This window comes from Thermostichus sp. MS-CIW-40, assembly GCF_054058315.1.
The window spans coordinates 32,139-44,741 of record NZ_JBSSAC010000022.1 but is presented as its reverse complement, the minus strand read 5'-3'; the positions used below and the strand labels follow the sequence as shown (position 1 = coordinate 44,741).

Genomic DNA, 12,603 nt, shown 5'->3' with positions numbered 1-12,603 from the left:
TCGGGCCTGTTTTGTTCTCTGGTAGAGCAGAGCAGGCTCAGGGCTACTGAAAGCCCGCTCCGTACCGCTTAGCGGTCGGAGCCGGGTAGTTTACGGCTTCTTCTGCTACTTCCGCCGAATGGGGATCTCTGGGGGTTGGGTTGGCGGCTTGCTCGGCCCGAAAATCGCTGAGGCGCTGCCCGGTGAGGCTGGCCCGTTCACCGTTTTGATTGAAGAAAAGGCGCTGGCCCCAAATAGCCCCGCCCACCCTATCTTCGGTGCGGTTCTCGATCACCGTAATGCTGGTGCCCTCGCGGGTGGCCAAGATTGCCAGCACGGCTGGGTTACCGGGATAGGATTGGTAGTTGAACAACACCGGGTTGAATTGGGCAGAGCCCCCGGCAGGGATAGGCAAAAAGGCAGCTTGGGCGCTCACCAACACATGGCTATCCCGTGGGGCCAGCAGAGAGTTGCGGTTGCCGGCCCAGGAGCCGGGATCATGTAAGTAGCGGCGCAGATTCCCCAGCAGCTCTCGCAACGACACGGGTTGCAGGGGTTTTCCTTTTTCGTTGCCCACCAGCACCTGTAGGCTGTCGAGGGGCAGGTCGGCAGACAGATCGGCAAAGTTGGGGTAGCGGATCACCGGCATCAAGCTCAGCTCGTAGTGACCCGTTCTGGGGTTGAGCTGTTGTACCTGGATGGTCATGTCGCTGATGTTGGGGCCAAGGGCGGATCCCTTGTGGCGTCCGGTATCTTCCCAGGTGATGTTGACGATATCCAGCCCATACTGCTTTGCCAAGGCTCGCGCTTGCGGATCCCAGGTCATGGAGATCGTCCGGTCGATGACCTGCCTGTAGGCCAAGTACTCTGCCCACTCCGAAGGCGAGGGGGAAGAAAGGGACTGGTGGAGGGGAAAATCCATAGGGGTTGCCTGAGAAGTAGACACCATCGGCGGAGCGGCCAGGGAAATGCCCACCCAGCTCAGTGAACTCAGCAGCCAGGGGATGGGGGCGCGCATAGCAATATTCCTGAGGATTGGAAATTGGGGGACTATACCCTGACAATAGCTCCCAAAAGGGGAGAGGACGTGGCGGTTTCGCTTTTGGCAACCCCATGCTTTTGCCGGGATCCCAGGCTGCCTGGGCTACGATAAAAGGCTGTAGCACCCTTTCGAATCATTCCAGATCATGGCCAATATCCGTCGGGATCCCGAGGTCAACGCTTCTGTGGCTTCTGTAACTCCAGCTTCTCCAGAGCCTCAGGTGCAGGTTCAGTCTTTGCCGCTGCATGTCATGTTCCGCCTGGGCCTGTTTCAGATGGGCTTGGGAATGATGTCGCTGCTCACTCTGGGAGTGCTGAACCGCGTCATGATCGACACGGATCTGCTGGCCATCCCGGCAACGGTGGTGGGGGGATCCCTGGCCATGCACCAGTTGGTCTCCCCGGCTCGGGTTTGGTTTGGGCAGCTCTCGGATGCCAAGCCCCTGTTTGGCTTGCATCGCACCGGCTATGTGCGCCTGGGATCGGTGCTGTTTGCGGTCTGCATCTTCCTGGGGGTGCAGGTGGTGTGGGGTTTGGGGGATAGCTTTGCGGCCACGGGTTGGTCTGGAGCCACCTATGGCTGGATAGGCTTGGCCTGTTTGATGTTTGCCCTTTATGGTCTCTGCCTCAGCGCCTGCTCCACGCCTTTTGCGGCTTTGCTGGTGGATGTGTCAGACGAGGACAACCGCTCTAAGTTGGTGGGGATCGTCTGGTCCATGTTGATGGTGGGCATTGCTGGGGGGGCGATTGGCTCGGCGGTGCTGCTGCGGGGCTTGCAGCCAGACAACCTGCAGAGCACCGTCAACCGCCTCTTTGTCATCATTCCAGCCGTGGTGATCCTGCTGGGGGTGATCGCCACCTGGGGAGTGGAAAAGCGCTATTCCCGCTACGGATCCCGTTCCACCCTGGCCGGACGGGAAGACCAAATCACCCTGGGTACGGCCATCAAGGTGCTGACCGCCAGCCGCCAAACCCTGATCTTTTTCGGCTTCTTGGTGTTGATGACCATGGGTCTGTTTATCCAACAGCCGATCCTAGAACCCTACGGCGGCGAGGTGTTTGGCATGACGGTGGCCCAGAGCACCCAGCTCAATGCCTTTTGGAGCCTGGGTATTTTGGCAGGGATTGTGCTGACCGGATTTTTCATCGTGCCTAAGCTAGGCAAGCAGACAACGGCCCGTCTGGGCTGTCTGCTGGTGGCCATCTCTTTTGGGCTGACCATTGCATCAGGGTTTACAGGCAATCCACGGCTGCTGCAACTGTGCATGATCCTGTTTGGTTTGGCTTCTGGGATCACCACCAATGGCGCCATTAGCCTCATGTTGGACTTGACGGCAGCGGAGACGGCAGGCACCTTTATCGGGGCTTGGGGTCTGGCCCAGGCCATGTCCCAGGCGGTTTCCACCTTGCTCGGCGGGGCTTTGCTCGATCTGGGGCGCATTCTCTTCCCCACTTCTTCAGTGCTTGCCTATGCCACCGTCTTTGGGGTGGAGGCAGCGGTGATGTTGCTGGCCGTGTATTTGCTGGGACGGGTGAGCGTGGCCGAGTTTCGCGAAAAGACCAACCGTGCGCTGACCCAGGTGTTGGCTCTGGAGCTGGAGGGCTAGCAACGCGGGGCCGACTCGTAGTGGGGGCAGCCCTGACAGGGCCCGCTGGGGTTGACGGCACAACGCAGCAAGGGCGAGTGAGCATTAAACCGACAGGAGGGATCCCCCAGGAACCTTCCCACTTCCTGAGGTGGGGTGACCGAACGCACCAGGGCGCGGATCCCACACAGGTGGTATTTGCCTTGCCGGAGCCGGTAGGAATGACGCTTTTCCAGAACCAGGTAGTGCTGCTCTGCCAGTTGGACGTAGGTGCCCGGATGGGGACTGCTCTCCCAAGGGCATTCTTCCACCACCTCTCCCGAATCCGCGTCGATCCACTGAATGGGCAAGGTCGGGTTGATGGAAGACATAAGGCGCAAACGGAGCCAGTTTAGGGCAGCAGACTACAAAATGATGGACTGGGCTTGACTTGTGATTAACAAATTGTGCAACTTTTTCCGGCAACACTGAGTATGGCTGGTACAAATGTTCTCTCTTGTGTGACCTGGAGCCTGCTAATCTACAGAACTTCTACAAAGTTAAGTTAGAAAAAGCTGTACTCAGTGTAATGGATTTTCTGCGGCGGGCGGAGAACGGGATAGGTTGGGCCTGTGGCGGCGAAAAGACGGATGCTTGGACTAGCTGTTGGAATGGGCTTGGCGGGCCAGTTGGGTGAGAAAGGCCAGAGGATGACGGTTTTGGAGCTGCTGCCTAATCCGCTCTTGCAGGATTTCCTCTTGCCAGGGATCCCCAGAGGACAGCCACTCTAGGTAACTGAGCCCCGCCACCCGTGTCAGATAGGCCCCCGTCACTGCCTGCAGGGGGATCCCCATCACCATCAAGGGGCTGGCCTTGAGCAGAGAGCCCAAAGCCTGAGTAGCCAGCTCCAGCCCCCCCAGTTGCACCACCATTTGCGCCAAACTCTGGGCGATTTGCTGGGCCCGGCGTAAGGTAATGCGTCGGTCAAACACCTGGTGCAGTTCCCCAATCATGCGCGCCTGAATGGCTACTCCTGCCAGCACATCCAAAGCAGGAAGAGGGTTTGCCGCCAGGGCAGCAGCGGTGGCCCACTGCATCCGTTCCACGATCTGACGACCCTGTTGGCGACGTTCTTCTTGGAGGGCCTGCTGGACGGCTTCGCTGAGAGTTCGGGTTTGCAACAAGGCATTGGCCAAGCGCAGGTGGGATCCCTTCTGCTGCAGCAGGTGAGCCATTTGTTGAATGAGGGCCTCTGTCTCGGGGGGCTGCGGCTCCCAAGTTTCCCACACAGAGCCATCTTCGGAGTAGTAGCGAACCTTGAGGGGCTCTGGATCAGCGGCGATGGCCACCACCTGTTCGGCAGGGATAACACCGGCGGTGCGTCGGCGCAAATGGGCCAAGATGGTCTCTACATCCTCCGGCAGCATCTGATCGGTTTTGTTGAGGGCCAGGATGGCGGATTTGCCCAGCCGGGCCAACTCCAGCATTTCGGCATATTCCGAAGCCAGCAGATCCCCGGCCACCACCAAGATCAGCAGATCGGCTTTCTGGGCCAGGGCGCGGGCTTCCGCTTCCCCTGCTCCCCCAATCGTCAGCAGCCCAGGTGTGTCGGTAAGGGAAATGGGGCCGTTCCAGCCCTCCAATTGGTAGGTGTGGATGGATCCCTGCTGGGTGGTGCCCAGGGTGGGGGCCGTTTCGCCCACCGGTCGGCCCATCAAGGCATTGATCAACGAGGTCTTGCCGGCGGAACTGGTGCCGAACACCACCAGATGCAATTCCTCCTGGTTAAGCCGCTGATTGATCTCTTGCAGCTTGGCACGCAGGGCACGGCGACTGATGTCATTCTGCAGCTTCTGGATCAGGCGATCGGCATCTTCCAGATCGGCTTGCACCTGATTCCGAGTTAACTTAACCCGCCGCAGCGGTTGTGTCCGCTGGTTTGGAGTACTTTGCCGTCGGCCAGCCTGCTGCCACCAATGGCGCGCTGCCAGACCTGCTGCTGCTGTCCCCCCAAGGATGGCGCCCACCACCAGATCCGCAAGAGGCTCGGAATGGGGAGCCACGAAGCTGTAGATCCCGCCAACCCATTGCAGATATTGGCTTAGGGCCGCCAAACCCAGCCCTGCCCACAACCACACCCAAGTGGAGCGCGACAACACCATCCCAACCCACAGCCTGCCCAAATCTTCAAATCAAGCAACCCAAAATTGCTGAGCCATCCGAGTCGCTTCTCCAGCATAGGGCTTGCTGTAGCTGAGCATACAATTTTGTCAAGAGTTTTGCTGGGGATCAGCCACCCGCAAGTAAAAGAGGAAGGGGAAGCAGGAAGTCAAAAGCGCCCTCAGCTCAACCGGCCCCATGAGCCAGGGATCCCCTCTCCCAAAATCGCCGGCGGCTCCAGCGGTGCCGGCAAAAACTCGCCCCCGCGATAATCCAACAGCTGCACCAGCAGCAAGTAGCCCACCCCCAGAGCAATGGCCAGGATCCCTGTAACGATTGCTACCCACTTAGGCCGCTCCACGCTGAATCTCCCCAATAAAGTGCTGGATCTCGATGCCTCTATGATGCCCGAAGTGGTGGCCCAATTCCTAACGCGGCGGGATCAAGACTGCATCGATGACGTGGATGATGCCGTTGGAAGCTTGAATATCGGCGGTCAAAAGCCTTTCTCTCACGGGTGGCCCTAGAGTAGAGCAGAGAGCACCTTGGCGCAGAAACAGCTGCCGTAAAGTTCGGTATCCTGGGGCTGTGATTGCTGGAGAGGAGAAAGGCCGTCAAGTACCCCCATTCTTAGCTGGGGGCTTGTGGGAGTAGGGCCTAGCCAGCCTGAAACCCCAAGGGCAAGGAAAGACTAGCCTGCCCAAGCAACCCAGTTATGGGGGGCGTTTGAAGGAGACTGAGCCGACTGGGCGTGGCAGCCCAAAGTACGTAGCGAATGCTTCCCTAGTTTGCTACCTCTACGTCGGCCAGGGGCGAAGGGATGTACATACTCCGCAAGGAGACTTACCGCATGTTCGTGCCCGTCGTAGACCACAACCAAAACCCCCTCATGCCGACCACTCCCAGCCGGGCGAGGCGGTGGGTTAAATCCGGCAAGGCTACTCCCTTTTGGAAGAGAGGGGTGTTTTGTGTTCGTCTCAACGGGGAACCTTCTGACCGGCAAACCCAACCCATAGCCGTCGGTATTGACCCAGGAAGCAAGAAAGAAGGGTGGTCGGTCAAATCAGCCGCACACACCTACCTCAACATCCAAGCGGACGCGGTTAATTGGGTGAAGGAGCATGTTGAGCAGCGTCGAAACATGCGTCGGTTGAGGCGGTATCGCCAAACGCCCTGTCGGCAACCGAGAGCGAACCGGGCTAGAGGCGGATTGCCCCCTTCCACCAAGGCTCGGTGGCAGTGGAAGCTCTGTCTTGCCAGGTGGCTGAGCAAGTTGTTTCCCATATCCGTATTTGTGGTGGAGGACATTAAGGCGAAGACCTCAGGCCAGCGTCGCTGGGACGTGTCTTTCTCCCCCCTAGAGGTGGGTAAGCAGTGGTTTTATCAACAACTAGCGGGCTTGGGGCAAGTGTTGATCCGCTCAGGGTGGGAAACCCAGCAGATGCGGGACGCCCTTGGGCTGAAGAAAACCAACAAAAAGACAGCCGAGGTCTTTGAGGCTCACTGCGTGGATGCGTGGGTGTTGGCTAACTCCGTAACCGGTGGGCACCTGCAACCTGACAACCGGCAGATGCTCATAGTAGTTCCTCTACGGTTTCATCGTCGTCAACTGCATCGTTTGCAACCGGCCAAAGGTGGGAAAAGACTGCCCTACGGGGGGACTATCAGTCTGGGTTTGAAGCGCGGCAGTTTGGTGCGTCATCCCAGATGGGGGCTCACTTTTGTGGGTGGCAGTTCTGGGGGGAGGTTAAGTTTGCATTGCTTACGGAGCGGGAAGAGGTTGACGCAGAGCGCCAAAAGAGAGGATGTGCGGTACTTATGCTTTTGTTCCTGGAGGTTTTATGGAGAGTAAAGCCGCCCTCAAGAGCGGGGTTTCAGACCTAGGTTGTGTTGATCTTTAGCCAGAAGAGAGCACCTGCGAAGTAGAGAAAGCTCAAGAAGTTCCTGGCCAACTTGTCAAAACGAGAAAACAAATGCCGATACTGCTTTAGCTTCTGAAAAAAGCACTCTACTAGGTGCCTCTCTCTGTAAACATGCCGGTCGTAATCTCGCACCACCCTCCTCTTCTTCCTAGAAGGAATCACCACCCGACTCTCCCTTATCACTTTCGTGCGTTCTTTTTGCCAGCTGTATCCACCTCGACTCCTGCCCAAGGCTTGCTCCCCTCTGGCTGCACAGGGGTGAGCACGAACGATAGTTGAGTCCAGGATAAGATGCTCTCAATCGGGTTCTGTGATGAAGAACTGAAACATTCTTTCCCAGACTCCCAAGCGACTCCAGTGATGGAATCTTGGGTAAACGGTGTACCACTTTCCACATCTTTCCGGGAGGTAGCGCCAGGGGGAGCCAGAACGAGCCATCCACAGCACGCCCTCGATAAACCGCTTGCATCCTGCCTCTTTGCCAATGTGGGGTTCTGTTCGCAGAAAAGCCAGAATCTTTTGCTATTTATTGTCATCTATGACAAGGCAACTCATCAGACCTTGCCCAAAAACTATCCTCACCTCATACTAAAAGTAAACACAGCCTAGTTTTTTCGATGAACGGGATCCAGTCGTGGTTGCGGCAACTCCGCCGCTGGCTGCCCTGGGTTGCTCTGCTTCTCGTCTTGGTCTTGATCGGCTACTGGGTTGGCCCCCGGCCCAGACCCTACCCCCAAGATCAGGAGCTGCCCACCCTGGCCCCTCTGCCGCAGCACCCCCGCATCCGGGTGGTGTTCAACCAAAGCCGCGAGAGCACCTATCGGGATCCCTACCGCCAGATCCGCCGCTACGGCTACAACCTGGAAGAGTTGATCATTTCCCAGATTCGCTCCGCTCGTCAGTCGGTGGATATTGCCGTGCAAGAGCTGAACCTACCCCTGATTGCCCAGGCTCTGGTGGAGCGACGACAGGCCGGGATCCCTGTGCGTTTTATTACTGAAAACACCTACGTGCGAGCCTGGCACCAGCTCACCCCTGACCAAGTGCGGGCGCTGGACGAGCGCAGCCGTCGCAAGTTCGAGGAGTACCGCAACCTGGTGGATGTGAACCGCGATGGACGGTTTTCTCCCGAGGAGATTGCCAGCCGAGATGTGTACGCCTTGCTGGATGGAGGCCAGGTGCCCTGGCTGGATGATACCGCCGATGGCTCCAAGGGCAGCGGCCTGATGCACCACAAATTTGTGGTGATCGACGGGCAGAAAGTCTTGACCGGCTCGGCCAATTTCACCCTCTCTGATATTCACGGGGACTTTGATGCGCCTGGCAGTGTCGGCAATGCCAACCATCTGCTGCTGCTGGACAGCCCGGAGCTGGCCCGCCTCTACACCGAGGAATTTGATCTCATGTGGGGCGATGGTCCTGGCGGCCTGCCCGATAGCCGCTTCGGCGTGCAGAAGCTCAAGCGTCCCCTGGAAACGGTGTACCTTGGCGATGCCATTGTGGGGGTTCACTTTTCTCCTGCCAGCCGCTCCTTGCCCTACGAAGCCACCTCCAACGGCATCATCGCCGCCACCCTGGCCCAAGCCCGGCGACAGGTGGATCTGGCTCTGTTCGTCTTTACGGATCCGGGCATTGCCAACCAGCTCAGGCAACTGCGCCAGGAGCGTAACGTGGAGATTCGCGGGGTGTTCGATCCCGGCTTTGCCTTCCGCGACTACAGCCGCACCCTGGAGATGTGGGGGCTGTTGCTCCCCGACGAAAAGTGCCAGGTGGAGGCGGCGCGCCTGCCCTGGACGCTGCCGGCCCAGTCTGTAGGCATACCCAACCTCGCCCCCGGCGATAAGCTGCACCATAGGTTTGCCATCATCGATCCCGGCACTCCTCAGGCCACGGTGATCACCGGATCCCACAACTGGTCGATGGCCGCCAATCACGTCAACGATGAAAACCTCCTGATCATCCGCAATAGCCGAGTGGTGGATCACTTTGTGCGGGAGTTCGACCGGCTCATTGCCGATGCCCGCTTTGGCCCCAGCCGCCGCCTGCAACAGCAGGCAGAAGAGGGATCCCGTCGCTGCCCCAACCCCGTCCCCGTTGCCGCTTCCTTGCCTGAACCGGAGCCGGAGCTGCTGGAAGTCGAGGTCGTTCTTCCTCCTGAGGCGGGATCCCCTTCCCCGTCGGTTGCTTTTCCGGTGGCGTCTCCTGGGGGATCCCCTCGCGTTAACCTGAATACGGCCACGGCGGCGGAGCTGGAACAGTTGCCCGGCATTGGCCCCGCCCTGGCGCAGCGCATTATCGAGGCCCGCCCCTTCTCCTCTTTGGAGGATCTGCAACGGGTCAATGGCATTGGCCCAGCCCGGATTGAGCAACTGCGGGATCGGGTAACCTGGTAGGAGTTAGCCCCCTCTTGGTCAGGTTGAGGGCGCGGAGTGCTTTCGGAAGTTCATCCCAGAGCAGCTCCTAAAGGGCCTCTCCCCTCGAATAAACCCCAAATTAAACCCCAAATACAGTCATTTCAGCTAGAAATCGCAGGAGCCCCGCACTGTACCCGTAGGGTCAGTGCCGAGAGGAATGCGAGGTTACAATAGAACTATGACCCAAGTCCTAACCGTATCCTGCAAGCTCAAGGCGTCCCAGTCGCAAGCCGCCAAATTGGACGCGACTTTGGAGGCTTTTGGCCAAGCCTTGAATTGGGTCAACCAGAACACGCCGGAGAAAGTCGCCAACGCCGTTAAGCTCCAGTCTCTGTGCTACCGCGAAATCCGTGCCCGGTTCGGCTTATCCAGTAACTTGGCTCAGCAGGTCTGCAGACGGCTGGCCGGTGCCCGTAAAGTTGCCCAACAGAAAAACCGTCCGGTCAAAGCGTTCAAGAGAGGCTTTGCGACCTACGACGCTCGTATCTTTTCGTTCCGCGAGAAAGACTGGACGGTGTCGCTGACCACGGTGGAGGGTCGGGAGCGCTTTGAGCTGGCGATTGGCCGCTACCAGAGAGAACGGCTGGCGGGCTCCAATCCCAAATCTGCCACTCTGGTCAAGCGTAAAGACGGTTCCTACTCCATTCAAATCTGTGTGGAAACGGAACCGTGCTCACCGCAACGCACGGATAGAGTGCTGGGGGTGGATTTGGGAAGGACGGATATTGCTCATACATCGGAAGGAGATAACTGGAATGGACAGCAGTTGAACAAAGTCCGAGACCATCACTTGCGGTTGAGGGCGGTACTCCAACGCAAAGCCAGTAAGGGCACCCGCAGTTCGCGGCGCAGATGCAGAGAACTGTTGCAACGGCTGTCTGGCAAGGAGAGACGCTTTCAGGCGTGGGTCAATCATCGCATCTCCAAAGCTATTGTCTCTAGGGCAAAAGCTACCAACAGCGCTATTGCTCTGGAAGACCTGACAGGGATCCGGGAAAGGGTCAATCAACAACCCCGCAGCAAAGCCGAGCGGCGCAGGGCCAACAGTTGGGCGTTCTACCAACTACGTCAGTTTCTGGAATACAAGGCGAGGGTTGCAGGGGTTTCTCTGATTCTTGTGCCGCCTGCTTACACGTCGCAGACCTGTCACCGGTGCTTACACATCCACCCTGAGCAGGGCAAGTCCTACCGCAGTGGTAAGTCGTTCAAGTGTGGGCACTGTGGATGGGAAGGAGATGCGGACTTGAATGGTGCGAATGTGATTGCGCTTTTGGGGGCTGTCGTAAACCAGCCTAGAGGTCCGGGCTTGTTTTGTTCTCTGGTAGAGCAGAGCAGGCTCAGGGCTACTGAAAGCCCGCTCTGTACCGCTTTAGCGGTCGGAGTCGGGTAGTTTACGGATGCATAAGTCTATTCAGAAAGCTCCAGAAACGCTCCCATGCGGCGAAACTTTTGGTAGCGCTCCTCGCGCAATTCTCGCCCGCTCAGGCTAGAAAGTTCCTTGAGATGCCTGAGAAGAGCCTCTTTGAGGGTTTGAGCAGCTTCCAGGGGGGCGCGGTGGGCGCCGCCAACCGGCTCCGGCAAGATCTCGTCAATGACCTCTAGCTGCAGCAGGTCTTGGGCGGTAATGCGCAGGGCTGCCGCTGCTTGCGGCGCTTTCTTGGCATCTTTCCAAAGGATGGCCGCACAGCCTTCCGGCGAGATCACCGAATAGACGGCGTGCTCAAACATCAAGATGCGATCCCCAATGCCAATGGCCAAAGCCCCCCCGGATCCCCCTTCGCCGATGACGGTGCAGATGATGGGGATCTCCAGCCGAAACAGGGTCTGCAGGTTGGTGGCGATCGCTTCCCCCTGGCCCTCGGCTTCTGCCTTAACCCCTGGGTAGGCCCCCGGCGTGTCGATAAAGGTCAATAGGGGCAGGCCGAAGCGGTGGGCATGTTCCATCAGCCGCAGGGCTTTGCGGTAGCCGGCGGGGTTGGGCATGCCGAAGTTGCGGTGGATGTTGTCTTTGGTGTCGCGACCCTTTTGGTGGCCGAGGATCATCACCGGCTGATCCCCCAGTTTGGCCAGGCCGCCGACGATGGCCGGATCGTCTTGGCCGTGGCGATCCCCGTGCAGCTCAAACCAGTCGTCGCAGATGGTCTGGACGTAGTCCAAGGTGGTGGGGCGGCGGGGATGGCGGGCCACCTGCAGCCGTTCTACGGGGGTGAGCTGGCTGAAGATCTCGCGGCGCAGCTCTTCGGCTTTGGCCTCTAGTTGGCGAATCTGCTCAGAGGCGTCGATGTCGTTTTCTTCGGCCAAGGCGCGAATTTCCTGGATGCGCTGTTCGAGGGCGGCAACAGGCTGCTCAAACTCCAGCAGCAGGCGGTCGTTGGACTTGGTCATGACCGGTTGGCTAAATTTCGGGAGCGTGCTGTGACCGGCAGAGGCTGCACAGATTTCGGGGTCAGGCTTTGATCTTCTCACATGTAGATCCCGTAGGCTAGAGGGAGCAGCCCAAGAGGGATCCCTTGTCTGCTTCTGTCTCTTCTCCCCCTTCACCCCTTCCCCCCTGGCTGCGCTGGGGGGTGGTGGGATCCGTCGTCTTGGCTATCGGGGTGGGAGCCTTTTGGCAATACGGGCGGCCTGAGCGACAAATCCGCGTCCACACGGAGAGATTGCTGCGGGCGGTGGAGCAGCGCAACTGGGATCAGGTGGAGATGTTGGTATCTGAGGCCTATAGCGATGGTTGGGGCCTGAACAAGCAGCGGGCGCTGGCCTACAGCCGCGAGATCTTCGGCCAATTTTTTCGCTTGCGCCTCCAACCCCAAGCGCTGCAGGTGCAGCTCGACCTAGGGGATCCCAGTCGCCAAGGACGGGCCACCCTCTGGTTTGTTATCGAGGGCTCCGGCGGCCCCTTGGCCAACCTGACGCGAGATCAGGTGAATGCGCTGGAGCAACCCTTCCAATTGAATTGGCAGCGACGGGGTGGGGAGCCCTTTCGCTGGGAGCTAACCCGCGTGGAGAATCCAGAGCTGCAACTGCCCCTTCTCCCTTCTCAAGAACAGGCAGGCCAGAGATGAGGGTCGAACACCAACAGGGGGAGCTGACCTTCAACTGGCGGGATCCACTGCACAATACCCCTTTGGCGGGCCTGAGCTGCATAGCGGCTGGGGAGAGGCTGCAACTGGGAAGAGGGCAGACGGCGCAGGAGGGGCTGAGTGGGAATGGGCAGAGCCCCTGTTTCTGGGTTGTCGATCTGGTCGGACAATCCGTCCTCAGAACTGCCTGGCTGCAACAGAATAACCCCTTCCGGTTGAAAAGGGATCCCTCGGCCCAGCAACAAACGACCGGTATCCAAAAGCTGGGGGCCGCCCTCCTGAGCAAGCTGAAACTCTGCCCAGCTAAAAACTCGCCGCGCCCGATCAACAGGGAGGCCGAAGCAGTAGGAGCCCAGTTGGAAAGTAATCAAGGTCTGCCGGTTTCTCAGTTGTTCTTGCCGAGCCAGACGACGCAGGCGCAGAGGGGAAAGCAGGGGCATGG

General features: G+C 58.8%; 12 protein-coding genes and 1 pseudogene. 5 read left to right on the top strand and 8 right to left on the bottom strand.

The annotated features are described in order from the left end of the window. Window positions 1–43: 43 nt before the first annotated feature. Complete coding sequence (locus ACVWXF_RS08515; RefSeq protein WP_457474165.1) at window positions 44–997, bottom strand: hypothetical protein; 954 nt, start codon at window positions 995–997, stop codon at window positions 44–46. 169 nt (window positions 998–1,166) lie between these two features. Between ACVWXF_RS08515 and ACVWXF_RS08510 the strand changes: the two genes are divergently transcribed. Continuing rightward, entirely contained in the window at window positions 1,167–2,627 is a 1,461-nt protein-coding gene (locus ACVWXF_RS08510; protein ID WP_457474164.1) for a BCD family MFS transporter, read from the top strand. On the opposite strand, the gene ACVWXF_RS08505 is transcribed toward ACVWXF_RS08510, so the two are convergent. The 4 genes from ACVWXF_RS08505 to ACVWXF_RS08490 all read right to left on the bottom strand — a co-directional run bounded on the left by ACVWXF_RS08505 (window position 2,624) and on the right by ACVWXF_RS08490 (window position 5,260). Next, window positions 2,624–2,977, bottom strand: coding sequence for a DUF6464 family protein (locus ACVWXF_RS08505; RefSeq protein ID WP_414349734.1), 354 nt, complete (start codon window positions 2,975–2,977; stop codon window positions 2,624–2,626). The two genes, ACVWXF_RS08510 and ACVWXF_RS08505, sit on opposite strands and share 4 nt — an antisense overlap. 267 nt (window positions 2,978–3,244) lie before the next feature. Then, complete coding sequence (locus ACVWXF_RS08500; protein WP_457474163.1) at window positions 3,245–4,747, bottom strand: DUF697 domain-containing protein; 1,503 nt, start codon at window positions 4,745–4,747, stop codon at window positions 3,245–3,247. A 179-nt stretch (window positions 4,748–4,926) separates the two neighbouring features. After that, complete coding sequence (locus ACVWXF_RS08495; protein WP_414407388.1) at window positions 4,927–5,106, bottom strand: hypothetical protein; 180 nt, start codon at window positions 5,104–5,106, stop codon at window positions 4,927–4,929. Between the two features lie 67 nt (window positions 5,107–5,173). Continuing rightward, window positions 5,174–5,260 (bottom strand): fasciclin domain-containing protein, encoded by an 87-nt coding sequence (locus ACVWXF_RS08490; RefSeq protein ID WP_457384026.1) that lies wholly within the window; start codon window positions 5,258–5,260, stop codon window positions 5,174–5,176. A gap of 305 nt (window positions 5,261–5,565) precedes the next feature. On the opposite strand from ACVWXF_RS08490, the gene ACVWXF_RS08485 reads away from it, so the two are divergent. Next, window positions 5,566–6,597 (top strand): RRXRR domain-containing protein, encoded by a 1,032-nt coding sequence (locus ACVWXF_RS08485; protein WP_414341962.1) that lies wholly within the window; start codon window positions 5,566–5,568, stop codon window positions 6,595–6,597. Between the two features lie 28 nt (window positions 6,598–6,625). Here the strand turns inward: ACVWXF_RS08485 and ACVWXF_RS08480 are convergent. After that, window positions 6,626–7,183 (bottom strand): annotated as a pseudogene (locus ACVWXF_RS08480) (transposase). A 101-nt stretch (window positions 7,184–7,284) separates the two neighbouring features. Between ACVWXF_RS08480 and ACVWXF_RS08475 the strand changes: the two are divergent. Next, complete coding sequence (locus ACVWXF_RS08475; protein ID WP_457474162.1) at window positions 7,285–9,060, top strand: phospholipase D-like domain-containing protein; 1,776 nt, start codon at window positions 7,285–7,287, stop codon at window positions 9,058–9,060. A gap of 199 nt (window positions 9,061–9,259) precedes the next feature. Next, the gene (locus ACVWXF_RS08470) at window positions 9,260–10,471 is read left to right on the top strand and encodes an RNA-guided endonuclease InsQ/TnpB family protein (protein ID WP_457474161.1); all 1,212 of its coding nucleotides are present in this window, start codon (window positions 9,260–9,262) and stop codon (window positions 10,469–10,471) included. A gap of 17 nt (window positions 10,472–10,488) precedes the next feature. Here the strand turns inward: ACVWXF_RS08470 and ACVWXF_RS08465 are convergent, their stop codons facing one another. Then, on the bottom strand, window positions 10,489–11,466 hold the full coding sequence (locus tag ACVWXF_RS08465) for an acetyl-CoA carboxylase carboxyltransferase subunit alpha (RefSeq protein ID WP_457474160.1): 978 nt from the start codon (window positions 11,464–11,466) through the stop codon (window positions 10,489–10,491). 125 nt (window positions 11,467–11,591) lie between these two features. On the opposite strand from ACVWXF_RS08465, the gene ACVWXF_RS08460 reads away from it, so the two are divergent. Further along, window positions 11,592–12,143 (top strand): hypothetical protein, encoded by a 552-nt coding sequence (locus ACVWXF_RS08460; protein ID WP_457474159.1) that lies wholly within the window; start codon window positions 11,592–11,594, stop codon window positions 12,141–12,143. On the opposite strand, the gene ACVWXF_RS08455 is transcribed toward ACVWXF_RS08460, so the two are convergent. Then, the gene (locus ACVWXF_RS08455) at window positions 12,119–12,601 is read right to left on the bottom strand and encodes a hypothetical protein (protein WP_011434295.1); all 483 of its coding nucleotides are present in this window, start codon (window positions 12,599–12,601) and stop codon (window positions 12,119–12,121) included. The genes ACVWXF_RS08460 and ACVWXF_RS08455 overlap by 25 nt on opposite strands. Window positions 12,602–12,603 lie beyond the last annotated feature (2 nt).